The 23,222-nt window shown below is 43.5% G+C and carries 22 protein-coding genes, 2 tRNA genes, 2 pseudogenes and 2 riboswitches; of the genes and pseudogenes, 13 read left to right on the top strand and 13 right to left on the bottom strand.

What is annotated here, in order from left to right:
• Positions 1-88: 88 nt before the first annotated feature.
• From PY364_RS03975 to PY364_RS03935, 9 genes are all read right to left on the bottom strand, one after another.
• A complete protein-coding gene (locus PY364_RS03975; RefSeq protein ID WP_275520820.1) occupies positions 89-1,291 on the bottom strand; it encodes a hypothetical protein in 1,203 nt (400 codons plus the stop codon).
• Positions 1,292-1,415: 124 nt separating this feature from the next.
• Positions 1,416-2,588, bottom strand: a complete 1,173-nt coding sequence (gene moeB / locus PY364_RS03970; RefSeq protein ID WP_275520818.1) for a molybdopterin-synthase adenylyltransferase MoeB — start codon at positions 2,586-2,588, stop codon at positions 1,416-1,418.
• A gap of 79 nt (positions 2,589-2,667) precedes the next feature.
• Positions 2,668-3,159 (bottom strand): M67 family metallopeptidase, encoded by a 492-nt coding sequence (locus PY364_RS03965; protein ID WP_275520816.1) that lies wholly within the window; start codon positions 3,157-3,159, stop codon positions 2,668-2,670.
• A 363-nt stretch (positions 3,160-3,522) separates the two neighbouring features.
• Positions 3,523-3,750 carry a ferredoxin family protein gene (locus PY364_RS03960; protein ID WP_275520814.1) on the bottom strand — a complete coding sequence of 76 codons (228 nt, stop codon included), beginning with the start codon at positions 3,748-3,750 and terminating at the stop codon, positions 3,523-3,525.
• Between the two features lie 130 nt (positions 3,751-3,880).
• Complete coding sequence (locus PY364_RS03955) at positions 3,881-5,119, bottom strand: ATP phosphoribosyltransferase regulatory subunit (RefSeq protein WP_275520812.1); 1,239 nt, start codon at positions 5,117-5,119, stop codon at positions 3,881-3,883.
• Positions 5,120-5,278: 159 nt separating this feature from the next.
• On the bottom strand, positions 5,279-6,301 hold the full coding sequence (locus PY364_RS03950; protein WP_275520810.1) for a tetratricopeptide repeat protein: 1,023 nt from the start codon (positions 6,299-6,301) through the stop codon (positions 5,279-5,281).
• A gap of 161 nt (positions 6,302-6,462) precedes the next feature.
• Positions 6,463-7,305, bottom strand: a complete 843-nt coding sequence (locus PY364_RS03945) for an inositol monophosphatase family protein (RefSeq protein ID WP_275520808.1) — start codon at positions 7,303-7,305, stop codon at positions 6,463-6,465.
• Between the two features lie 130 nt (positions 7,306-7,435).
• A complete protein-coding gene (locus PY364_RS03940) occupies positions 7,436-8,017 on the bottom strand; it encodes a thermonuclease family protein (RefSeq protein ID WP_275520806.1) in 582 nt (193 codons plus the stop codon).
• 6 nt (positions 8,018-8,023) lie between these two features.
• The gene (locus PY364_RS03935) at positions 8,024-8,392 is read right to left on the bottom strand and encodes a 2Fe-2S iron-sulfur cluster-binding protein (protein ID WP_275520803.1); all 369 of its coding nucleotides are present in this window, start codon (positions 8,390-8,392) and stop codon (positions 8,024-8,026) included.
• Positions 8,393-8,612: 220 nt separating this feature from the next.
• On the opposite strand from PY364_RS03935, the gene PY364_RS03930 reads away from it, so the two are divergent.
• The 3 genes and pseudogenes from PY364_RS03930 to PY364_RS03920 all read left to right on the top strand — a co-directional run.
• Positions 8,613-8,697, top strand: a tRNA-Ser gene (locus PY364_RS03930).
• Between the two features lie 165 nt (positions 8,698-8,862).
• A riboswitch (cobalamin riboswitch) is annotated at positions 8,863-9,010 on the top strand.
• A gap of 410 nt (positions 9,011-9,420) precedes the next feature.
• Positions 9,421-10,563, top strand: a complete 1,143-nt coding sequence (locus PY364_RS03925; protein WP_275520801.1) for a fatty acid desaturase — start codon at positions 9,421-9,423, stop codon at positions 10,561-10,563.
• A gap of 83 nt (positions 10,564-10,646) precedes the next feature.
• Positions 10,647-11,558, top strand: a pseudogene (locus tag PY364_RS03920) (methyltransferase domain-containing protein); the annotation flags it as partial.
• A gap of 50 nt (positions 11,559-11,608) precedes the next feature.
• On the opposite strand, the gene PY364_RS03915 reads toward PY364_RS03920, so the two are convergent.
• Positions 11,609-11,743, bottom strand: a complete 135-nt coding sequence (locus PY364_RS03915) for a hypothetical protein (protein ID WP_275520799.1) — start codon at positions 11,741-11,743, stop codon at positions 11,609-11,611.
• Positions 11,737-11,881: riboswitch (cobalamin riboswitch) on the top strand. It overlaps the preceding gene by 7 nt.
• A 335-nt stretch (positions 11,882-12,216) precedes the next feature.
• Between PY364_RS03915 and PY364_RS03910 the strand changes: the two genes are divergently transcribed.
• The 4 genes and pseudogenes from PY364_RS03910 to PY364_RS03895 all read left to right on the top strand — a co-directional run.
• Positions 12,217-12,579: a hypothetical protein gene (locus tag PY364_RS03910; protein ID WP_275520796.1), complete on the top strand. Its 363-nt coding sequence runs from the start codon at positions 12,217-12,219 to the stop codon at positions 12,577-12,579.
• Positions 12,579-13,034 carry a hypothetical protein gene (locus tag PY364_RS03905; RefSeq protein WP_275520794.1) on the top strand — a complete coding sequence of 152 codons (456 nt, stop codon included), beginning with the start codon at positions 12,579-12,581 and terminating at the stop codon, positions 13,032-13,034. The genes PY364_RS03910 and PY364_RS03905 overlap by 1 nt, the downstream gene beginning before the upstream one ends.
• On the top strand, positions 13,031-13,309 hold the full coding sequence (locus PY364_RS03900) for a hypothetical protein (RefSeq protein ID WP_275520792.1): 279 nt from the start codon (positions 13,031-13,033) through the stop codon (positions 13,307-13,309). The genes PY364_RS03905 and PY364_RS03900 overlap by 4 nt, the downstream gene beginning before the upstream one ends.
• Positions 13,305-13,946, top strand: a pseudogene (locus PY364_RS03895) (alpha/beta hydrolase); the annotation flags it as partial. The gene PY364_RS03900 and the pseudogene PY364_RS03895, both read left to right, overlap by 5 nt.
• Positions 13,947-14,070: 124 nt before the next feature.
• On the opposite strand, the gene PY364_RS03890 reads toward PY364_RS03895, so the two are convergent.
• Positions 14,071-14,751: an exonuclease gene (locus PY364_RS03890; RefSeq protein WP_275520790.1), complete on the bottom strand. Its 681-nt coding sequence runs from the start codon at positions 14,749-14,751 to the stop codon at positions 14,071-14,073.
• Between the two features lie 221 nt (positions 14,752-14,972).
• Here PY364_RS03890 and PY364_RS03885 point away from each other — a divergent pair, with 221 nt between their 5' ends.
• Together PY364_RS03885 and PY364_RS03880 are read left to right on the top strand one after the other, a co-directional pair.
• Positions 14,973-16,040, top strand: a complete 1,068-nt coding sequence (locus PY364_RS03885) for an AAA family ATPase (RefSeq protein WP_275520788.1) — start codon at positions 14,973-14,975, stop codon at positions 16,038-16,040.
• Positions 16,037-18,736, top strand: a complete 2,700-nt coding sequence (locus PY364_RS03880; protein ID WP_275520786.1) for an ATP-binding protein — start codon at positions 16,037-16,039, stop codon at positions 18,734-18,736. Before PY364_RS03885 ends, PY364_RS03880 begins: the two co-directional genes overlap by 4 nt.
• A gap of 40 nt (positions 18,737-18,776) precedes the next feature.
• Here the strand turns inward: PY364_RS03880 and PY364_RS03875 are convergent.
• Positions 18,777-18,861 (bottom strand) — tRNA-Leu (locus PY364_RS03875).
• A 204-nt stretch (positions 18,862-19,065) separates the two neighbouring features.
• Between PY364_RS03875 and ndhL the strand changes: the two genes are divergently transcribed.
• The 4 genes from ndhL (at position 19,066) to PY364_RS03855 (ending at position 21,352) form a co-directional block, all read left to right on the top strand.
• A complete protein-coding gene (gene ndhL / locus PY364_RS03870) occupies positions 19,066-19,281 on the top strand; it encodes an NAD(P)H-quinone oxidoreductase subunit L (RefSeq protein ID WP_275520784.1) in 216 nt (71 codons plus the stop codon).
• The gene (locus tag PY364_RS03865) at positions 19,282-19,587 is read left to right on the top strand and encodes a DUF3007 family protein (RefSeq protein ID WP_275520782.1); all 306 of its coding nucleotides are present in this window, start codon (positions 19,282-19,284) and stop codon (positions 19,585-19,587) included.
• A 115-nt stretch (positions 19,588-19,702) separates the two neighbouring features.
• The gene (gene trpA, locus PY364_RS03860; protein ID WP_275520780.1) at positions 19,703-20,500 is read left to right on the top strand and encodes a tryptophan synthase subunit alpha; all 798 of its coding nucleotides are present in this window, start codon (positions 19,703-19,705) and stop codon (positions 20,498-20,500) included.
• Positions 20,501-20,743: 243 nt separating this feature from the next.
• Positions 20,744-21,352 carry a DUF6658 family protein gene (locus tag PY364_RS03855; protein ID WP_275520778.1) on the top strand — a complete coding sequence of 203 codons (609 nt, stop codon included), beginning with the start codon at positions 20,744-20,746 and terminating at the stop codon, positions 21,350-21,352.
• Between the two features lie 197 nt (positions 21,353-21,549).
• On the opposite strand, the gene larC is transcribed toward PY364_RS03855, so the two are convergent.
• Entirely contained in the window at positions 21,550-22,986 is a 1,437-nt protein-coding gene (gene larC, locus PY364_RS03850; RefSeq protein ID WP_275520776.1) for a nickel pincer cofactor biosynthesis protein LarC, read from the bottom strand.
• Between the last annotated feature and the right edge of the window lie 236 nt (positions 22,987-23,222).

Below are 23,222 nucleotides of genomic sequence, written 5' to 3'. Positions count from 1 at the left end.
TTTATCATTGTTTTGTTAATTTTGCTGCTTTTATCTCTATTCCTCAAGAGAGATTTTTAGGGGATAATCGTACAAGACCAAAGATTAATTAAACTCTAAAATCTTTAAGAGTGCTGGTTGCAATGCAAGCACCTGCTAGTAAAAATGCGATCGCCCCGATAATTGCCGCCTGAACCAAAGATATTCCCAATACTCCCCCAAAAATTAGCCCATATAAACTCATTGCTAAGGAAAAACCACCAAAATATACGCCCACTCCTAATCCTCCCCGGTGCGGCGGGACAAGGGAAAGCGCAAAGGGAATTGTCCCATTTGCAACTAAGCTATAACTAGAAATCAGGGCAATTATTAAGAAACATACAGTCCCCGCCCCCTGAGCAAACACTAATGCTAGTAATAAAAATGCTGCTACTACTAATCCTGCGATCGTTACCCTCTGATTTCCGGCGCGGGTAGCAACAATTCCTGCGGGTAAAGACGCAAAAGCTAGGGCGATCGCAATTCCTACCATCAACAATTTTACATCTGTACCTACAAGTTGAGTTTCCAAAACCTTCGGAAAAATCTCTCCTAGCATCAAGCGAGTTCCACAAGCTACACTCATCCCAGTTACAGCAATTAATCCTAGCAGCGGTATAGAAAGCGGTTGATTTGTGGTAGGATTTATTGGTGTTTCCGCAACTGCCATATCAGGTTTTTGCGATCGCAACACCGCCACCGCCCCCAATAACACTAAAGAACCGATTGTAAAAGTAATGGCTGGCCCCAAACTTAGAATAAAATTACTAGCGATCGGTCTTGCTGCCCCTGCCAACCCACCGGTTAAAATTAAAACACTCATGGCTTGAGGCAATTTAGTCTTAACCGCATATTGTCCGATCAGCGAGATAGCGGGAGCCCGAAACACAGCCATCGCTAATGCCCAAGCTACAAGCATCACAGGTAATAGCCAGCGGAAAACTTGGTAGGGTTTGCCAAAAATGAAGACAGCAGGAATCGCAATAAAAAGGGCTGAAGAGAGGATCATCCCCAAAGAAATCAGGGGAAAACGAGAGCCCATCCATTGCCGCTGCTTGTCTGAAAGCCCCCCCATTACAGGTTCGATCGCTACAGCTAAAGCGTCTTCTAGAATTGACACCACGAGCTCTAGCCCTGGAAAGCCAAACGCGGCAAGCAGTTGAGGCACATAGATCCGATAAATCATCCATGTTAGGGTAATTGCGGCCTGTACAGCAGCTAAACCACCCACTTGCCCCCACAAAATAGCCGACTGAGATTGCAAGAGATTCATGTTGACAGCATTTTATAGTAAATTTGTCAACCTTATCTCAACTTAGAAGCGATCGGCAATGAAGAGAAGGAAGAATAAAGTTAACGGTTAACTGTTAACTGTTAATAGTTAACCGTTAACAAATTTAATATTGAGGTACAGAGGAGTCTATTTCCTTACTCCAAGCAGTAATCCCACCCTTGACATTAATGCCATCAATTCCAGCTTCCTTGAGAATGCCTAACGCCTTTGCAGATCGCCCACCCATTTTGCAATGTGCGATCAACCGATGGCCGTTCAACAATTCCTTAACCTTCTGAACACCGCCGCCCGTTTCGATATCAGGCAAAGGCACTAATACCGAACCTGGAATCTTGGCAATATCATACTCGTTAGGATTGCGGACATCTAACAGTAGAAAATCACTTGCGCCGCTGTCAATTAACTCCTTAAGTTCCTTAACAGTCATTTCTGCAATTTCCATCTGTTGTTGAACTTCCTGTTTTTTCGCTTGAGGAATTCCGCAGAACTCATCGTAGTCAATTAACTTTTCAATCACTGGCCGGACTGGATTCGGTCGCAATTTCAATTCGCGAAATGTCATATCCAAGGCATTGTAAAGCAACAATCTGCCGCTCAAAGTCTTACCTTGGCCTAAGATAATTTTGATAGTTTCTGTTGCTTGAATGCAGCCAACAACTCCCGGCAAAATTCCTAAAACTCCGCCTTCTGCACAGGAAGGAACCATACCAGGAGGCGGCGGTTCTGGGTACAAATCGCGATAATTTGGCCCATCTTGGTAATTAAAAACAGTAGCTTGGCCTTCAAATCGGAAGATAGAACCGTAAACATTTGGCTTGTTCAGCAATACGCAAGCATCATTCACCAAATAGCGCGTCGGGAAGTTATCAGTACCATCCACGATGACATCATAAGGTGCGAGGATATCGAGAGCATTTTCAGAACTTAGATGAGTGTTGTACAAGTCAACCTGGCAAAAAGGATTGATTTCTTGAATCCTATTTTTCGCAGACTCAATCTTGGGTTTTCCTACCCAAGATGTTCCGTGAATTACCTGCCGTTGCAAGTTGGAACTGTCTACTATATCAAAATCCACGATGCCAATGCGCCCAATGCCAGCAGCAGCAAGGTACAGCAACAACGGCGAACCAAGGCCACCAGTGCCGATGCACAATACGCTGGCAGCTTTGAGACGCTTTTGACCATCTAGCCCTACTTCTGGCAGGATTAAATGGCGCGAATAGCGCTCGTATTCTTCTTGTTTTAGCTGGATTTCACCCAGATTCGGATTTAGCATGACAGTTTATGTAGCGCAGCTTAATCTAAGATTATATCTAAATGTTTGGCATTGCTTTAGCTATTTTAAATTTTCCTAATTATTTCTTAACCTGAGTTGATGGGAGGGTGATGATTTCCTCTGACTGAAAGTCACCATCTCCGTCAAGACTCCAGTTGTTGAGGTCTTGGGCTTTGCCTTGGCGAACTGAGACTATGATGTAGGAGTATTGGGGCCAAGCTAAAGCGCGATCGCACTTCGAGGGAATTGCTGGATGATCGGGGTGAGAGTGATAAATACCGATGATAGTAAGATTGCGATCGCGCCCCTGTTTCATCGCCTTGAGCATCGCAGACGGGGCAATAAAGAAGCGATCGCGCTTGCTACGATCCAGTCTATCCCCGAATTCCATCTCTGGTAAAGTTTCCACTACCTCTGGATTCCAAGCATTTTCAGTGGGCCATACTTCCACCAGAGTTTTGATATCTCCCGCAATTTCCCCCATCAGCAAACCGCAGCACTCATTAGGATAAGTGCTTTCGGCATGAGTTCTGATACTTTGCAAATGGTTAGCGGCAACTTTTATAACCATATTTGTTGATCACCCAAGGAAGAAAGAAAAAGGAAGAAGGCAATAAAAACAAGGGCTTCAGCAACAGGACTTACGCACCCAACCGAAGAAACCGGGTTTTTTACGAAAATACTTCGTTTTTACCCACAGATGCTCTCAAAAACCCGGTTTCTGGAGCCATGAGCATCAGTCCTAAGCAATTAAGAATGTCCTAACTATCTTGGCAGTTGCTATATATGTCATTGCGAAAAGCCGAAGCCGCGAGCGAAGCGTGGCGGGAAGCGAAGCAATCGCAATGTAAGGCTTTGAGATTGCTTCGCACAGCGAACAATGACATATCCCAAGTAATTTGTTGGACATCGTATTAAGTCCTACCTACTAAAATCAACCAGGAGTTTGCTGCAATTCTGGTCTTTCTTCAGCAACAATTGCCCCTTCCACCGGACAGACTTGCAGACAAATTCCGCAATCAATACAGGTTTGAAAATCAATCCAATACCAATCAGTTCCCTTAACATTTTTGCCAGGGCCTTCGTGAATGCAGGCAACGGGACAAGCTTCTACACAATCAGCAACGCCTTCGCAAATACTGGTAACGATAGTATGTGGCATATTTCCTTTGCTTGTTAGTGGTTAGTGGTTAATTATTAGTGGTTAGCAGTTAACAGTTAACAGTTAGCAGTTAACAGTTAGCAGTTAACAGTTAACAGTTAACAGTTAACAGTTAACAGTTAACCATTAGCTAAGTCTCGGTTTCAATGGTCGGAACACCTTGACTGTTAATCCAGACAACTTGACTAATGCGGCGATTGCGAGCATATTCCCGCACTTCCTCGGCAGTTTCCCGCCCTCCTAAATCTACTTCAACTCGGACTAAAGGAGCAGATTCTCGGAGTTTTTGAGAATATGCAAATGCCGCTGCATAAGCTTGAGGTGTTTCAGGTATTACTAACCAGTCACTCCCAGGCGTTTCCGTCGGTAATTCTCCAGTATTTAACAGAACATAGTGCAAGTCTTCAATATTAAATGAAAACCCGATTCCTGGGTAAGATTTCCCTTCTGGGTGATAGAGTCCCAACAGTTGATCGTACCGTCCACCCTGTCCTAAAACTCGCTGTTCTCCATCAGTATTGCTGACAATTTCAAACACAATACCAGTGTAATAATCAAAAGTTTGAATTAAACTGAGATCGAGATGGATTTGGAATTTTTGGCTGTCAATTTTAGATTGACATTCATTGAGTAAATCGACAAGAGATTTGAGATTATTTAGCGCTTCTCGCTGAGGCAAATCTAAATCCAGGCTAGCAACTATCGGTAGCACATCCTGTGGACGGCCTCGGAGGTCGAATAGCAAAAATGCCCTTTCCCGCAGTTCTGCGGACAGAGGCAATGTTTCTAGGGCAATACGATCGAGATTTGCGATCGCACTCCTGACCCGATCCCGCACTTGCACCGGAAAAGGATCGAGCAGCTTTGCCGTTAGACCCGCTTCCCCTAAAACCAAATGCCAGCCACTCAGCCCCAAGTTTTGCAAACATTCACACAGCAACAGCAGAATTTCTGCATCCGCCGCCACACCACCAGCACCGAGTAATTCCACACCAGCTTGATAAAATTCCTGCTGGCTACCGTGACCACCAAAACCCCGCCCTTTGCGGAAAACATTAGCATTGTAGTAGAGACGTTGGGGCCACGCTCCAGCGAACCCGATTCGCGTCGCCACCGCCCTAGCAATGGAAGCAGTCAACTCCGGCCGCAAACCGAGTTCGCCATCTTCAGCGTCTTGTAACTGAATTACCGTTGAACGCTGAACGGCCCCACCAGCCATCAAAGTATCCAACCTTTCTAAAGTAGAGGTAATAATTCGGTGATAGCCCCAGCGGTGAAAAACCTGTTGCAAGCGGCGTTCTATCGAGATTTTTTGGGCAACATCGAGGGGTAGTAGATCTCTTGCACCCGAAGGAGGTTGATGAACCATTTATGGATTTTGGTAATTGGTAATTGGTAATTGGTAATTGGGAGGAAGGAAGTAAGGAAGTAAGGAAGTAAGGAAGAAGGAAGAAGGCAAAAACTAACGCAGAAAGCAGGCAAAATTCTCCCCATCTTCCCGTCTCCCCACCCTTCCCATCTCCTCATTTCATTTCTTCTTACTGCCACCGAACAATCCTCCAAAAAAACCTCCGAAAAAGCCTTCGCTTTTAGGTGGATCGGTTTTTTTGCCCACTTTTTTATCCGTTTTTTTATTGTCCGCAGCAGCTTTTCCAGCTTTAGCCTGGGGTTTGGCTCCCCGTTTTTGACCTTTAGCTGTTGTTGCTGGCTGTGCTGTTGACTGTTCTAGCTTTTTCTTGGCCTCTAAAGCGGTAGGTTCTTGAGGATTCAATGCCAAAGCTTTGTTAATCTCAATCTTTGCCATTGTTGCCTGTTTTTGCTCTAAGTAACACATCCCAAGTAAGGCATGGCTTTTACTATGTTTGGGATCGCGATTTAAAGCTTCTTTTAACTCCAAAATTGCTTTGGCGTAATTTTTAGTTGACATCAATCCCTCAACCCGGCGACAAGCTTGTTCTACAAAGGAGTCTTGGGATTTCGCTGGTGGTGCGGCTGGGGCTTTCGGTGGTGGTGCTGAAGTCGCAGTTGTTGTTGCCTTTGAAGCCTGTTGCGGCTGACTTGCTATTGGGCCTTTTTGCTCTTTCCGCAGTAGGTAAACCATATTAATTTCGCTGATTTGAGCGATTATATCCAGGCTATGCTCGATGGATTCGTATTGTTTTTCAGCAAGTTCAGCGAGTGTTTTTTTGTAAGCTTCCTGAAAATCTTTGGCGGTAGTTAGCTGTTTGGCTGCTTCGCTTTCGAGTTGCAGGGTTTTTTGTTCTTTGACGGTGCGTTTGGCAATCATGTCTACTAGCAAGCCGTATTCTTTGCGATCGCTTTCTTTAGAGAATTTGTTATAAGCGGGATTGACCACTTTTGACAAAAACTCGTTAGCTTTATCTTTCTCAGCTTGGTTTTCAAACGGGCAAGTATCTGAGTGCAAGCGGCGAACTATTTTCATATACCGTTTGCGGATATCGTTAAACTCAGCATCCAGGGGAACTCCCAGAATGGCGTGCTGATCTGTAAAGTCAAATTTGAACAACCCTTTTGTGATTTGAAAAGACATGATATTTCTATCCCTTCCCTCGCGTTCCACTATACCTTTAATCTAACTTCAAAAATTAAAAATTAAAAATTAAAAATTAAAGATTCAATGAAGAATTAAAAATTCAATGAAAAATTCAATTAAGAATTAAAAACAAGTAAAGATCGCTTATGGGCGATCGCTTATGACTGATTGGTTTTCCCTGCAACATTTGGCCATGATGATAAGGGAGGAACCCGCTGCAAAGCGTCGCGGATTTGGTCGTGAATGCGACCGTTGCTGCCCAAAATCCGACCGGAGTTAATCTGTAGGGGGCTGCCATCATAAGCTGTAACTTGACCTCCTGCTTCTAAGAGTACCACTATACCTGCGGCTATGTCCCAGGGGGAGAGTCCTCTTTCCCAGTATCCGTCTAAGCGACCACAGGCGACGTGGGCGAGGTCGAGGGAAGCGGAACCGCTACGCCGCACGCCTTGGGTGAGGTGGGTGAGGTGACAAAATTCGGCATAATTATTGTCGGCTGTTTCGTGGCGATCGTAGGCGAAGCCGGTGACAAGTAAGCTTTTGCTCAATTCTGATGTTTGGGAGACTTGGATGGGGCGGCGGTTGCGGGTTGCGCCTAAGCCGCTGGCGGCTCGAAAGAGCTCGTTGTGAAAGGGGTCAAAAATTGCGCCTACTTGGGGTACGCCGTTGATTAGCAGTCCGATGGAGGCGGCTGAGAAGGGATATTGATGGGCGTAATTGGTGGTACCGTCAAGGGGATCGATCGCCCAAAGGTATTTGCTGGTTCTATCACCGAGAGAGCCTGATTCTTCGGTAAGGATACCGTGTGTGGGTACGTGACGGCGGAGTACGTCGAGGATAGCGACTTCGGCTGCTTTGTCGGCTTCTGTGACTAAATCACCGGGACGGCCTTTTTCTTGGATTTCTTCTAATTTGCCCCAGTATGCTTGGAGTACGGCTCCAGCAGCGAGGGCGGCTTCGGTGGCGATGTCTAGGAGATTTTGGAGTTCGTCGGGGGACATGATTTAACTGTTAACTGTTAACTGTTAACTGTTAACTGTTAACTGTCAACTGTCAACTGGTAATGGCTAATCGCTAATCGCTAATCGCTAATCGCTAATTACCCATCTCCCCCATCTCTCCCCCGCTCCCCTATTTGCGATTCTGATTTCTAAATTCTGCGGGGGTTTGGCGCATGGGTTGTTCTGGGTTCCAAATGCCATGTCCCATGAGTCTAGCCCATTCTTGGGCGTTAGCGAGGCGGTGTTTGTGTTTGGTGTTGGGCGATCGCGCTACGACTAGAGCATATCCTTCTTTGACTAGCTGTTCGTTGAGGAGGATTCCTCCTTGCCATAAATAGGCTAATTTGCGATCGTTGCGGTCTTTATCTTGAGCATCGGATTCTAATAATACTTTTTGTCCGCCGATGAGTTGTTCTAGTTTTTGTCTGGCTTCTGGGCCCCAAGGCTGCTGTTTTAAGTCGGGGGCTTCTATGCCGATCAGCCGGACTTGCTCTAGTATGGGGGTTTGGTCAGCAAAGCCTGCTATTTCGATGGTTTGTCCGCTGACTACTCGCTCTACTTTGACGGTTGAGCCTTGGGGGATTTCTGGGGGCTCTTCGCAGCTAGCTAAAAGTAGGCAAAGGGCGATCGCGAATAACCAATAGATAACTATCTGCATTACTCTCAATGCGATCGGCTGTGTCTGGTCAAGATTTTTTACTGCTATGCCCATATTGCTTTAATCTTCATCTAAAGGCAATCCTCGTCTAACTTTGCCTTTGCCGAAGTAGCGACCGAATTGGAGTTCGTAGACTTCATCTTCGTCTTGGGTTTCTACTTCTATGTCGCAGCAGGGATAGCTGACGCACAATAGAGCATAACCCTGTTTTTGGAGTTCAACTGAGAGACCCATTGCTTCTGGCTGATGGACTTTGCCAGCCACGAGGCGCACGGCACAGGTAGTACAGGCTCCGTTACGACACGAGAATGGTAAATCTACTCCTTGGTTTTCGGCGCTGTGGAGGATATAGCGGTCTTCTGGGACTTGGACGGTGCGGCGATCGCCTGTCTGTCTGTTATAAATCTTAATGCTGTAAGAACGTGCCATAGAGATTTTAAGGTTGGGATTTTTTTGAGGTAGATCGGGACAAAAGTATTGATATGATTGGGTTTAGGCTGTTTTATGAGTCTAACAATGGAGGAGCAAATTTGGCTGAAGCAATGCCCTACCCACATTAAACAGCAAATTTATGCCAAAGTCTCTTGTCAAATTGATGTTTGTTCTGCTACTATAGTTTTCTTGTGGCTGAAATTTTGATTTCTGCCTTGGAGAGGTGGCCGAGCGGTTGAAGGCGCAGCACTGGAAATGCTGTTTAGGGCAACTTAACGAGGGTTCGAATCCCTCCCTCTCCGTTATACAAATAGACAATAAATATACCTTACTTAAGATAGTTAAAGCTTAAGTGAGGTATATTTTTTAATACTTATACTGTTAATTTTGTCAAAAAAAATTGTGCAATAATCAGAAATTTATGGTACTAATAATCTTCAATCTTGACTCTCAATAAAACTTATGTTATAGTGAAATATGATGTCGGTTTTGATGGGGAGCAGCCATCAGACGTAAGGGGGAAAGTTCGGTGTAAATCCGGCGCTGTCCCGCAACTGTAATGAGAAAATCTTATTTCTCTGAGTCAGGATGCCCGCCGATAGTTTTTGATGTTACCCAAATATCTGCGAGGTACAGATTATGTCTAAAAGCTTTTTTCGATTCCAAGTGGAAAATATCGTATCAAGCCACAGCAGCAAGCAGGTTGTGGCGATATTGCCTCATTGCTATTGGTAGTGCTAGTAGCCTCAACTATCCCCATGCGCCGCTGGTTAGCTTTGCCACGCTAGCAGGTGTGACACTGAGCCGCAGACAGGCTGTTATTTCGGTGCTATCGATCTGGTTGGTTAACCAATTTTTAGGATTCACAATTCGTTAGTATTTTCTGAACCTAATTGCCTTGATTTGGGGGCTATCAATGACGATCGCCCTATTTAGTCTACACACCATCTTATTCAATCAGCTAACAGTTAACCGTTAACAGTTAACTGATTGCTTCAACGTTGTTCACAAAAGAGTTTGATTGAATGGAAACCACAGTTAAAAAATTTGACTTTGTTCTGACTCCATATATGAGGAGTAATGATTTATGGGCAACTTATCAAATCATTAATACGCTTGTCCCTTATCTTCTTTTATGGTTTTTAGCAGTGAAAGCAGCTTCTATTTCCTTTTGGCTGCTACCACCAATTGTACTTCTAATTGTACTCTTCTCCGTGCGTTGTTTTTCTTTAATGCACGATTGCGGACACTATTCACTCTTTAGTTCAAAAAAAGTTAATCGAGTTATCGGTTTTATCCTGGGTGTCATCAACGCCATCCCTCAATACCCCTGGTCAAGAGATCATGCCTACCATCACAAAACCAATGGTGATTGGGAGCGATATCGCGGTATTGCCGACTTTCTTTCTACCGATGAATTTTCAAAACTCAATTCATTTGATCAAAGGCTTTATGAATTACTACGACATCCATTAATGGCTTTTCCCGGCGGTTTTTTCTATCTCGCGATCAAGCCAAGAATTGCCCTGATCGCAGGAACTTATGATTTTGTTCTCGATCTATTTACTCGATTGAAAACATCTCCTGGCATGAGTTTATCAGAAATTATCTCTGCTCATAAATCCAAGCATTGGTACACGGTGGCAGAATTTTGGGATCTGCTGTTTAACAACATTTGCGTTGTTAGCGGCTTGATTATCTTTAGCTATCTCCTGGGGCCGGGATTCTTCTTAAGTATGTACTCAATAATCTTGACTTTTTCTGCTGCAATCGTCATCTGGGTATTTTTTGTAGAACATAACTTTGATGGCTGTTACGCCCACAAAACAGCAGACTGGAGCTATATTCGGGGAGCAATCGAGGGCAGCACTTACCTGGAGTTACCGACAATTCTCAAGTGGTTTACCGCAGATATTGGCTACCACAACATTCATCATCTTTCTGAAAGAATCCCTAACTACAATCTCGAAGCTTGTCATAATGAAAATATTCACTTGCTATCGAAAGTAAAAACTATTCGGCTCGACGATATGCTTGACTGTTCCAAGTTTATTTTGTGGGATACTGACTCCAATCGCCTGGTATCGATCGCATCATTTCGTCAAGCAGCCCAATCAAGGGCTCTAGGTACAGAACAAATAGGACTAAGGCCAACTGTCACAAGATAGAAGTTAAATTTTAGGTACGTAGTTGGGCTTTAGCCCTCTTTCATATCCTAAAAGAGGGCTAAAGCCCAACTACATACCTTTTTGCCAATTCCTATGACGAGTGGACAGAAGACGGCATTTTAGAGTTTTATTGGGGCGAACATATTCACTTAGGTCATTATGGTTCGCCACCACAACAGAAGGATTTTTTAACGGCTAAATCTGACTTCATCCATGAAATGGTGCGTTGGGGCGGTTTAGATCGATTATCTCCTGGCACTACCGTTTTAGATGTCGGTTGCGGAATTGGCGGTAGCAGCCGCATTCTTGCCCAGGATTACGGCTTTGCTGTCACCGGGATTACCATCAGTCCTCAACAAGTCAAACGTGCGCAGGAACTCACGCCAGCAGGTCTGAATGTCCAGTTTCAGGTTGATGATGCGATGGGATTGTCATTCCCAGATGGGAGTTTTGATGTGGTTTGGTCGATCGAAGCAGGCCCGCATATGCCCGATAAAGCTATTTTCGCCAGAGAGTTGATGCGCGTGCTCAAGCCTGGTGGGATAATGGTTCTGGCTGATTGGAATCAGCGGGACGATCGCCAGCAACCGCTGAATTTTTGGGAGAAACCTGTGATGCAGCAGTTACTCGATCAGTGGTCGCATCCTGCTTTTTCGAGTATTGAAGGCTTTTCTGAACTTTTAGAGGCGACGGGATTCGTTGAGGGAGAGGTGAAAACCGCAGATTGGACGGAACAAACTCTACCTTCTTGGCTAGATACAATTTGGCAGGGAATTGTTCGTCCGCAAGGGTGGATGAAATATGGAGTTTCCGGCTTTATTAAGTCTGTGCGAGAAGTACCGACGATTCTGTTGATGCGGTTGTCATTTGGCGCGGGTCTTTGTCGATTTGGGATGTTTTGTGCGATCCGGGCTAAGGTAGTAACGCGATCGACGGAAACCGCTTCAGCTACAACGTCAGATTTATGTGTTGGGCGATCGCTTAATTCCGTTTGACCGCAGGTTGTATAGCAACCGCCAAGGCGCTCAAGACATATAAGTTTGATTTACAGATTTCTGTAGATTTTTAGAAGCGGTGCGATCGGCATCGTGCCTTTTGCCCATTTCTCGTAGAAGAATTTGCTGTAAATTGATCGGATGACGATGGTATGCGATCGCGCCTCATATGTGTTAATCTTCAAACATTAATATCGGTTTTGATGGGGAACAGCCATCAAACGTAAGGGGGAAAGAGCAGTGTAAGTCTGCCGCTGTCCCGCAACTGTGAGGAGACATTGAATCTCTGAGTCAGGATGCCCGCCGATTATCAACCTGTTATTTTTCATCTGCGAGGTATGGATGATGGTCTATTCAGCTTTTTTGCATTTTTACAATCGATCCGCTTCAGGCCTGCTTTCTCATCGTTGGAATTGTAGCGTCCTAATTTGAACTTGCCAATTCCATCAAGTCTCGGCATTTTTTTAAGCAACTGCCCGTTTACGGTCGCCTTTTTGGAAGGTGTCCGATCTGTGCTGTTGACTGGCAATTACCGAGCTGTGTTTGTGTATGTTTGCTATACCCAATTTGATTGATTCACCGCAGTTAATTAGCAGCAGGTGAACTCAATTCTTGCGATTCATTTTCAAAATTAATTCAAAACTAGGACGCTACAACTATGACCATTAAAACCGAAACATTGGGCTATCCCGGTATTGGCAAAAACCGGGAGTTAAAGAAAGCACTGGAAGCTTTTTGGAGTGGCAAATCTGAGGCAGATACACTCCTGCAAATATTTCACGATGTGGAAGCTGCAAATTGGCAAACTCAGCTTACCGCAGGTATAGATCGCATTGGTATTGGTGACACCACTCTTTACGATCGCGTTTTGGACTGGAGCTTTCGTCTCGGTTTAATTCCCGATCGCTTCTGTCATTTATCTGGACTGATTCGATATTTTGCAATTGTGATTTCAATTGAAAATAGCCGCAGCAATAATCGGATGGTGGAAGCAACAAAAATTCTGCGGGAGGAAGAATAATGCGAATGCAAAATGACCTTTGGCAAGGATACTTTGGCTATTGGCAGAACCGCTTCATTCACCATAATATTTTGCTCCTTGGATACACGGCCTGGATTGGCTACATAAACGAGGGACGAGGGCTGGTGGTTTGCGATGTTGTGGATGTAGTTCCTCCCTTCATCGATTGGAGTATTGATATCGTGAACTTCAATCGGACATTCATTCCTCAAGCGCAGGTAGGGAGGTATCTGCAAGCCCTGGAACTGGAAAAAGAGGCTGTTACTGCATTGTTGAATGCGATCGCGACCTATGAACCCACTCAGGCGATGGTGATTCTGGTTATTGGTAACGATGCAATAGATATTAACTTGTTGCAAAACTTGGCAATTTCCCCTGCCAATTGTTATGAGCAAGTGCAAAGACGATGGGCGGAATTTCAGCCTGATTTAACCACCCAAAGGAGAGCGCTGTGAGTCAAGTTCCTGATATACTCAAATGGCAGCAAGACTTTATTGCTACAAATTTGTTGGCGATCGGTTACAACGCCTGGGTGGGTTATTTAGGTGGCGATCGCGGTGCGATCGTTTGTAGCACTAACTCTCCTACTATTGGAATTGCAGGAGAGACTTTTAAAACACATTTTGTGCCACGTTCTTGTTTAGCCGCGTTCTTAAATGCCTGGTTAGCGGCTCCCGATACCGTGATTCTACGCCATTACTTTATGAATGCTCACATCTGGTTATTATAGTCCTGGGGCCTATGCTGAGGATTTGGGGATTTTATTGGAAAAGTTGGATATTTCTAATGCTTGGCTGATTGGACATTCTCTGGGGGGTGCGATCGCTCTCTGGGGTGCCGATATGTCACCGCAAAATATTAAGGGGGTAGTCTGCGTCAATTCTGGCGGCGGGATTTACCTCCAAGAAGAGTTTGAGCGATTTCGGTCGGTGGGCCGACAGTTGGTGAGGTGGCGACCGTTGTGGCTGCCTTATTTGCCGTTGATGGATGTAGTGTTTGCGCGGATGAGTGTGGTAAATGCGATCGCGCGTTTTTGGGGTCGTCAGCGGTTAATTGATTTTGCGGCGGCGCATCCACAGGCGGCTTTGGGGGCACTATTGGATTCTACGACTGAGGCGGAGGTGCACCTTTTACCGCAGATTGTGGCGCGATTGAAGCAGCCTGTTTATTTTATTACAGGCGATCGCGATCCGATTATGGAACCGAAATATGTTTTACATTTGGCTAGTTTTCATTGGCTATTTTCTGGATGTGGCGAGAATGTGATGCAAATTCCAGATTGTGGGCATTTGGCAATGGTTGAGTATCCAGAGGCGGTGGCGAGTTATTTGCAAACTATCTTCACTCAGCACAAGTCTTTAATTTAGGTTTTAAGGAGTTGGGAACAGTTTGGAGCAGGGCGATCGCTCTTTTTATTGTAGCAAAAATAAGAGCGATCGCATCTACATAGTAAAATGTAAGTTCAAGAAAAAATTGCAGGGATAACACGCTCTAAGCTGCAAATTTTTGCAGATTCCAAAAACGTTCTACTTTATTCTCCCATTGTTTCCAGTATTTCATTACTTCCACTTCATCTAATAAATTGATATCAACCTCATTGGGAGTGGTAACAATGACAAGACCTTGAGTAATTTTTACTCTATAAGGTGGGCCATACTGACGATTTAATGCTCCGATATAGGCAGCTACTTGTAATTTTGTACTTTCGTGGATGGGTTTAACTTCATCGGAAAATTTGAATTCTATCGTGCATTCTGGCAAGTCATAAAGGCGACCTACGCAGTCAACTCTACCTGCGTATCCTTTGTAAAAGTTGAAAACGTTTCCTTCTACGAGTCTAATGTGATTTAATTCTTGTAATGTTGGTAGCAATTTGTTCCAGTAAGGTTCAAGTAATGGAGAACAGGAAATGTTTTCGCCATTAAGGAATCTTTCTATTTGGCGGTGGCCTTGTCTGCCAATGTTTAAAATGTTATTGGCTTTGCTTCCTTTGCTTTTTCGCCAATTTACGAGTCGTGCTATTTCTTCTGGGCTTCTGGTAGATTCTAGAATAGATGTGACAGTGGGGGCGCTATTGCCAAAGTCATCTATTGAAAATCCGATACCGTTTTTGTTAATAGATTTGGTGTTGTAGCGGGGGAGGGGGTGGTTTGACCAAAGTTTGGATTTCATGTTTTTTGTTGATAAAACTTGTTTAGATGTACAAAACTATGATTGCTAAATAATTGGGATTTGTCAGGTGGAGAAAAGTATGAATTTTAAACAAACCTGGCAGTATGCAAAAGTATGTCAAAGTATATAAGAGTAGGTTTATTATTAAGACAGCAATATAGACATTGCCATTTTTAACTATTTAATATATAATCTTAGCCATGAATGATTAAATATAAACTATGAACGCAGAAGAAGCCTTTAATGTGCTCAATGCAATTTTCATCAAAACCTCTGGGGGATTAACTCAGTTAGAGAAAGATATTTTTTTCGGAATCTGGAACGATAAAACTTATCCACAGATTAGCAATGAAATTTACAAAAGCGAAATACATATAAAAGAAACTAGCTCTAGCTTGTTTGAAAAAATTGAGGCTATTTTCGGAATACAAGGTATCAAAAAAAAGAATTTACGATCAACGCTAGAGCAAATATTAAAGCAGACATCACCAGTCACCAGTATCGAATTGCCAACTGATGCTTTACAATTATTAAATTTTAATAATAATTTTCTAGTTACAAATCCTTTTGTGCCTCGCTCTGGAAGTGTAGATGATCCGCAGCTATTCTTCCCCAGACCAAAAGAAATTCGCAATATATTCGAGACGCTAAAAGGTGGTAGCAGTGTCGCACTCATTGGCGAAAGGGGGATCGGCAAATCTTCTCTACTAATGGAAATTTGCCGACAAGCGGAAACTCAATTCGGACAAACCCGTAAACCTATTTACGTAAATTTGCAAAATGTTCACGATGAGGATGATTTTTATGAGGCTTTGTGTAGTTTAGTAGGTGTTCAGACTAATAAGGGTTATTTACTAGAACGAGCTTTAAAACCGCATAGAATACTCTTGATTTTAGATGAAGTGGAGAAAATGACATGGGATGGATTTACGAATAATGTTCGGGGACAATTACGGGGCTTAGCTGATGGAATTAACCCGCCTCTACGTTTAGTTGTAGCTGCTTGTTCGCCTCTTGATGTGTTGTTCCCAGATAGTCAAGATAAAAATATGACTTCTCCCTTTAAAGGAATTTGTTTAGAAGAAAATCTTGATTTATGGGATCAGATAATTTGTCGCAATTTTATAGACAGTCGCCTTAAGGCTCCCTGGTTAACACCTGTGACAAATTCTGTCAGTTTCACTGAGGAAGAAATTGCACGGATAATCGCAGAAAGTGGCGGCCATCCTCAGAAATTAATGCAGTTATGCTATCAAATTTATGCTGGCTATCTGGAGGAAATACAATGAGTCAAAAATCTAACCCCGTTCCCCGCTTAAATTTGGCTCCCAAGTTGAGCCGCCCTCTTTCATTATGGAATCCCCTAGATTATCTGCGGTTATTGTATTGGGTGTTTTTTTTTCCCCAAGCTTTGCGGTCGTATATAGACACTTTTGGTGGTAATGGTTTTGACGAGGCAAAGACTTGGCAAGAAAGGTGGGAATGCCTGCAAAAAAATCCCATTGAGCAACAGTTAGTTTTCCAAAATTTTGTATCTATCTTTGTTATATCTATTGTTTTTGTATCTATCATTCAGAATTTATTTATTCAGCAAATCATTGTTGGTTTAGATCTTTTGAACATTTTAATTAGTATGTTTTTCGGGATAGTTTTAGGGGGAGCTATAGGTTTGAATATCAGTAGTAAAAGGGGCATATCAACAGGTGTAGGGGTGGCTGGAGTTGTATGTCTGGTAATAACAATAAGCTCTCTGTTGAATTTAACAATGGGGTTGATAACAATCTTCTCTTGGGGTTTGGGAGTCAGTATCGGGTTAGGTGTAATATCAGGAATTCCATTAGGCATGATGTCCAGTGTAACAGTCACTATAGTCTTTAACTTAATGGTTTTAGTTTTCCGTATTGTGCAATTGATGTTATTCTCCTCAAAAGAAGATGTTTTGGGAATGAGTGAAATTTTCTCTATTATTGTCGTATCATTTTTGATTGCACGCCCTGAAAATTGGCTGTTGGCCCTACCATCCACTTTGCTCAAACTTAATAATCAAACCAGAGGATTTCCTAACATTACTCCAATTCCGATTCCATACCTGTCTTATAAAGTGGCAAATTGGTTAAGGAAAGATTGGAATACTGGACTGCACAACGTCAACGAACTACTACGGTTTACTCTTCAGTTTATCCCCGTTATTAAAGCTTTAAATTTGGTGCTATCCGAGACACCTAGAGAGCAAGTTATCTATCGTGTATCTCAATTAGCTGAAGATCCTTACGATTGGGATTTAGTGCGTTTTACTTCTGCTTCTCTAAGCCAATCAATCAAATTACAGGCTCTCAGAGGTTTTTTATTCATGGGTTTGTTAGTGCCTGAGCGCTGGCAACAAGGATTTAATGCTCGTTTTACAACACAAATTCGCTTAGATACACCTGCCCGTGCTGTTGCGGCTGGTTTTTGGTATCTATATAAAAAAGAACCCGAAAAAGCTAGAAAAGCATTTGCTGTAGTACGTGACCTTCCTTATGGTGAAGAATTATTTATTTTAGCGGAAATACTAGCAACTTTTAACCAAGCCAAAAATCTAGCTGATATTGCTACTATTGAAGTGATTTCTTCTGTAGAAACACCTCTGCTACGTCCGATTACTTGGGAAGCAATTACATCACTAAACCATGTGATTTCAGAGATTAAGTCCCTTCAAAATAGTGTAGCTTTTGCAGCACGTTCTCTCGCTTTAAATCGGGCATTAGCCGAAACAAACAATGTTTTAAATAAAACACAAAAACTACCGCAAGCAGAGAGAGAAATAATTGTAAATATTGCTGAAATTTGGAAAAAATGTCTTTTAGAAATTACTGGTGAAATCGGCAATATTTCCATCACCGAACCTGTAATTAATCCTTATGTTATCGGCGATCCAGTCCAAGGTAAACTCTTTGTCGGCCGCGAAGACATTATGAGAGAGTTAAAGGAATTTTGGGTAGTCAGTCATCGCCTCCAATCAGTCGTCCTCTACGGCCATCGACGCATGGGTAAAACCTCAATTTTGCTCAATGTTGGCAACATTCTAGGTGCAAAAGTTCACCTAGCCTATATCAACTTGCTGCTAGTTGGACAGAGCAATCAAGGTGTAGGAGAAGTGCTGATTAAGATTAGCGATGCTATTTCTCTTGCAGTCAACTTGCCATCCCCTGCGGATGAAGATTTCCTCAAACTTCCCTATATTACCTTTGAACGCTACCTCAAACAAGTAGTAGCAAATTTAGACGGCGGGTTAATTATTGCCTTAGACGAGTTCGAGAAAATCGAAGAATTAATCGAAGCTAAAAAAATCGATCCTGACTTCATGGGATTTCTGCGGGGACTGGTGCAAATGAGTCCGAAAATTGCCTTTGCCCTTGCTGGTTTGCACACCTTAGAAGAAATGACAGAAGATTATTTTCATCCTTTCTTTTCTAGCATTATCCCCATCCGCGTTGGTTTCCTCTCCCCAGGTGCAACTCGCCAAATTTTAGCCAACCCCGATGATGATTTTCTCCTCGACTACAAACCCGAAGCAATGGATACCATTTACCAGTTAACACACGGCCAACCCTATCTCGTACAACTAATCGGATTTCTGCTAGTCCGCCGCTACAATGACCTAGTATTTGAAATGGGAAAAACCCTCGATCCAGTCTTTACCAGAGAAGATGTGGAAGCAGTCATTAATGATCCCGATTTCTTCATCAAAGGTCGCTACTATTTTACAGGAGTTTGGGGTCAATCTGCCCAAGGTGCAAGGGGACAACAGGAAATATTAAAAGTATTAGCGCCTCATCCAGAAGGTATCAATTTAGAGGGCATAATTCAGGGTACAAATATGGATGAAAAAACATTAAATGAAGCGATAGAAACCCTTAAACGTCACGATGTGATCCAAGAAACTAATCATAAATATCATATTATTGTCGAGCTATTCCGCCGCTGGGTATTACAAAATAAGTAGGGACACAGCAATGCCGTGTCCCTATCGGTTGTAAATTATATGGGGGTGGAGGGACTTGAACCCACACGACCGTTTCGGGTCAACGGATTTTAAGTCCGTAGCGTCTACCATTCCGCCACACCCCCTTTTATCCAGTTGCTATGGCATAAAGCCATTGGCAACCACAGTCTTCCATCATACAGCCACACCCCAAAATTACGCAAGGCCTAATCTAAAATTTCTCAAAATTCCCACAGCATCCCCCCAAGCAGTACAATAATCCTTCAGCATGAGGAAAAGCGATCGCGCCTATCCCAGTCACCGGGTCAATATCCCCTAAAATCAACATCATGTACATTACCCTACTGCTGTACGCCGCCCTCGCGGGAGCCTACCTCCTAGTAGTGCCCGCCCTCACCTACGCCTACCTCAACACTCGCTGGTACGTCGCCAGTTCCCTAGAGCGCGGCTTCATGTACTTTATGCTATCCTTTTTCTTCCCAGGAATGCTACTCCTGGCCCCCTTCTTAAACTTTCGCCCCAAACGGCGACAAATTGAAGCTTAAATGCGACGCATAGACGTAATTGGAATCAGCCTCGGCATTTTCGCAGCAGGGGGAGTAGCCTACCTGCTGCTACAATTCGCCGGCCTCGACAGCATCAACGCAGGTATCTGGAGTCAAGTATTTTTAGTTGGTGGTTTAATTGGTTGGCTACTCACCTATTTATTCCGAGCACTAACTCAAAATATGACTTACAGCAAACAACTGAAAGACTACGAATCCGCAGTCTTACAGAAGCGATTAGAAGAACTTACACCCGAAGAATTAGCAAAAATTCAAGCTGAAATTGAGCAAGAACGTAATAGTTAACGGTTAACGGTTAACTGTTAACGGTTAACGGTTAACTGTTAACGGTTAACGGTTAACTGTTAACGGTTAACAGTTAACCAATAACAGTTAACCAATAACAAATAACCACTAACAAATGACAATTTCCCAATATTTTAAAGACCTTCGCAGTCAAGGCAAATGTGCTTTAATTCCTTTTATCACGGCTGGCGATCCCGACTTAGAAACCACCGCTAAAGCACTGCAAATCTTAGATGAAAACGGTGCAGATATAATTGAACTCGGAGTTCCCTACTCAGATCCCTTAGCTGATGGCCCCGTAATTCAAGCGGCCGCTACTCGTGCTTTAGAAAGGGGAACTAAGCTAGACTCCGTATTAGCAATGGTCGAAAAAGTTTCACCGAAACTGCGATCGCCGATTGTTCTTTTCACCTACTACAACCCCATTTTATATCGAGGGATAGATACATTTTTACAACAAATTAAAAATGCCGGAGTTCAGGGGTTAGTTGTGCCCGATTTACCCCTAGAAGAAGCCGAAAGTTTGTTACAACCAGCTAGTAAAATGGGTATTGAAGTAATTTTATTAGTTGCCCCCACCAGTCCCAAAGACCGCATCAAAGCGATCGCACAGCAATCTCAAGGATTCATTTACCTAGTCAGCGTCACCGGCGTTACCGGCGTGCGTTCCGGGTTAGAAGGACGAGTTCAAGACATACTAAAAGAACTCCGTAGCGTCACCGAAAAACCCATCGGCGTTGGTTTTGGCATTTCCACGCCCGAACACGCCCGCCAGGTCAAAGAATGGGGCGCAGATGCAGCAATTGTCGGTAGTGCCTTTGTCAAGCGTTTAGCTGATGGTACACCTCAAGAGGGATTAGATGCGATCGCGCATTTCTGCCAGAGTCTCAAAGCAGCAATTACCAATAATTAGACTCAGCGCCAAATTTGTCCGCCATTAGATAGATGTCTTTGGTAGCGATCGCCAATCACAATCACAACCAAAGACATTGTTGTACTTAAAATGATAAATATTGAGAATGTAACTTGAGACAGATGAAGAATTTATCATTTTATCTGTAGGCTGTAAAAGTATTCAAATGTCGGTTTAGCAGTGCTAAGCATCTACAAGTAAAAAAGGCATTTGAGCGTTTTACAAAAAAAATGGAGAATTGTTATGAACAGATTAATAGCTGCAATCAAAAAGATACGAGTGAGACAAATTTTCACAGCCTTTATGGCAGGAATTTTGGTGTTAGTCAGCACCGCCTGTAACAGTCCTGATGTATTAGCTAGAAGTGCAGATCGGGTTAGAGAAGAAGTGCCTTCTGGGGCTGTGACATCTGAAGTCAAAGGCGGAATGAACGAATATAAAGATACCGATCCCAGAGATAAGAAGAACGTTTCCGCAGCCGAAGCTAAAGCTCAGATTCTCAAAGATGCTGCTGAACGTCGTATCAGTACCAAGTCTAGCAACGATGTATCTGAAAATCTGCGGCGTGTAGGAGATGCAGGCGCAGATAAGCTGAATGAACTTGGTCAAAAGCTGGATGAAAATAAGGATGCTTTGGGACGTAAAGCTAAGGAGTTTGCGGATAATACCAAGCAAGGGTTTGAGAATATTAAGGACAATGCTCGCGGTGGCGTAGAAGACGCAACAGATATCGCTAAAAAAGCGGGCGCTGAAGCAAAAAATAAGGTTGAAGAAGGTACTAGCACGCTCAAAACTAAGGTCAGTCAAGGTGTAGATAATGTGAAACGCGCTGCTGACCAAGCTATTAACTAAGTATAGCTAGGGACTACGATGCTCCGATGCTCAGGACTAGGGAAGAAGGGAATAGAATTAAGGATTTGAGGAAACTAGAATGTCCTAACCACCTTGGCGGTTGTATACTTAAATTCTATTCCCTTCTTCCCCTTCTTTCCCCTTCTTTCCCCTTCTTTCCCCTTCTTTCCCTAGCCCCTAGCCCCTAACTATAATAGTTATTTATAATGAAAATGCCAATGAGAGACTGCCATTCGGTGAACTTCTCGCCAACTTATATTATGAAGTTTTGCTAGTTTTGCACAGTCTTCGTATTCCGGTTGCACGTTAGTAATACGATCGCCATTTTTAGCAACTTTTACCCGCACTTCCCCACAATCTGTCTGCACTTTTTGAATTTCTCGCTGTAAAATTGTTCTTAGTTGAGTTGAGCGACGAATGCCTAAAGTTGTAGTTTCGCGAAAAATAACGGTTTCGCAATTTTGCTGAGATTCAGGATGGCAAATCGCAGTCAGTAGTACGCCCAAACGTGATTTTTTCATCACAATTGGTTGAGTAAAGACATCGACAGCGCCGACGGCAAATAAAGCATCGAAGATATATGCGATCGCTTGCGGACTAAGATCGTCAATTTGGGTTTCCAGCACACAAATAACTTCTTGGGAATTACCTAAATTCTCTCTTTCTTTTTCCTTCTTCCTTCTTCTCTCTGCCTTCTTCCTTCTTCTTTCTGCCTTCTGCCTTTTTCCTTCTGTCTTCTCCCCTATCCACAACCGCAAAATATTAGGAATCGGCAATTGGCGGGAACCCGCACCTAAACCAATTTGGTGCAGATTCATTGACGGCGGCGGGCCAAAACTTTTACAGAGAGTAACTGCGATCGCGCTTCCCGTTGGCGTGCATAACTCCCGATCGATTTCATTACTGTAAACTGGTACTTGTCGCATTTCCCACAACTTTAAAACCGCAGGTGTAGGTACTGCTAAGCGCCCGTGTGCGGCCCACACTGTACCCCCACCAGTAGGCAAAGCCGAACAGTATAATTCGTCAATATCTAACCAGTCTAACCCCAAACAAGTGCCCACAATATCGACGATCGCATCAGTTGCCCCCACTTCGTGAAAATGAACCTCTTCTGGGGCGATACCATGTACAGCACCTTCCGCTTCTGCTAGTTTCCGAAATACTGCTAAACTCCAAATTTCCGCCCGTTTTGGCAACCCAGCACCTGCTATCATTTGCTCAATTTCGGGTAAATGGCGGTGTTGAGTGTGGGGGGTTGGTGACTCCGACTCGGTATGATTATCGGTATGATTGTGGGAATGAGCCTCGCTACGATCGCGATCGTGATGGTGATGGTGGTGTGAAAAAGTTGGGGCTTCTGTTTCGGAAGGATCTAATGCTGAGTGAGAATTAGGGTTTTCTCCTGCAACTTTGGCAGTTTCCGAAGATAAACTTAGATCGACATAAACTTTAGTTGCCTGTTGGGTATTGCGATGAACTCTTTCTACTCTTAAGTTATATTCCTGGGAGATGCCTAGTAAATTGAGTTTGGCAATCAGGTATTCTATAGGAACACCTGCATGGACAAGAGCACCCAGGCACATATCACCCGCGATGCCAGTTGGACATTCAAAATATGCTATTTTGTTCATGGTTAGTTGTTAATTGTTGGTTGTTGATGGTTAGTGGTTAGTAGTTGGTTGTTAGTGGTTAGTAGTTGGTTGTTAGTTAGTTGTTGTGGTTTGGGTCGGATAATAACTAATAATTAACCATTGATGCTAATTCTGCTGAATAAATCTGCATAGAACTGACTTACACCTCTGATAGTAACCGCCAAGGCAATTAGATAAATATCCGTAACGCCGCCTTCTAGGCGGTATGTTACCGC

The sequence above is a fragment of the Kamptonema sp. UHCC 0994 genome, from assembly GCF_029167235.1.
Classification (GTDB): Bacteria; Cyanobacteriota; Cyanobacteriia; order Cyanobacteriales; family Microcoleaceae; genus Kamptonema.
Note: the sequence above shows the minus strand (reverse complement) of the source record. Positions and strands in the feature narration are given on the sequence as shown.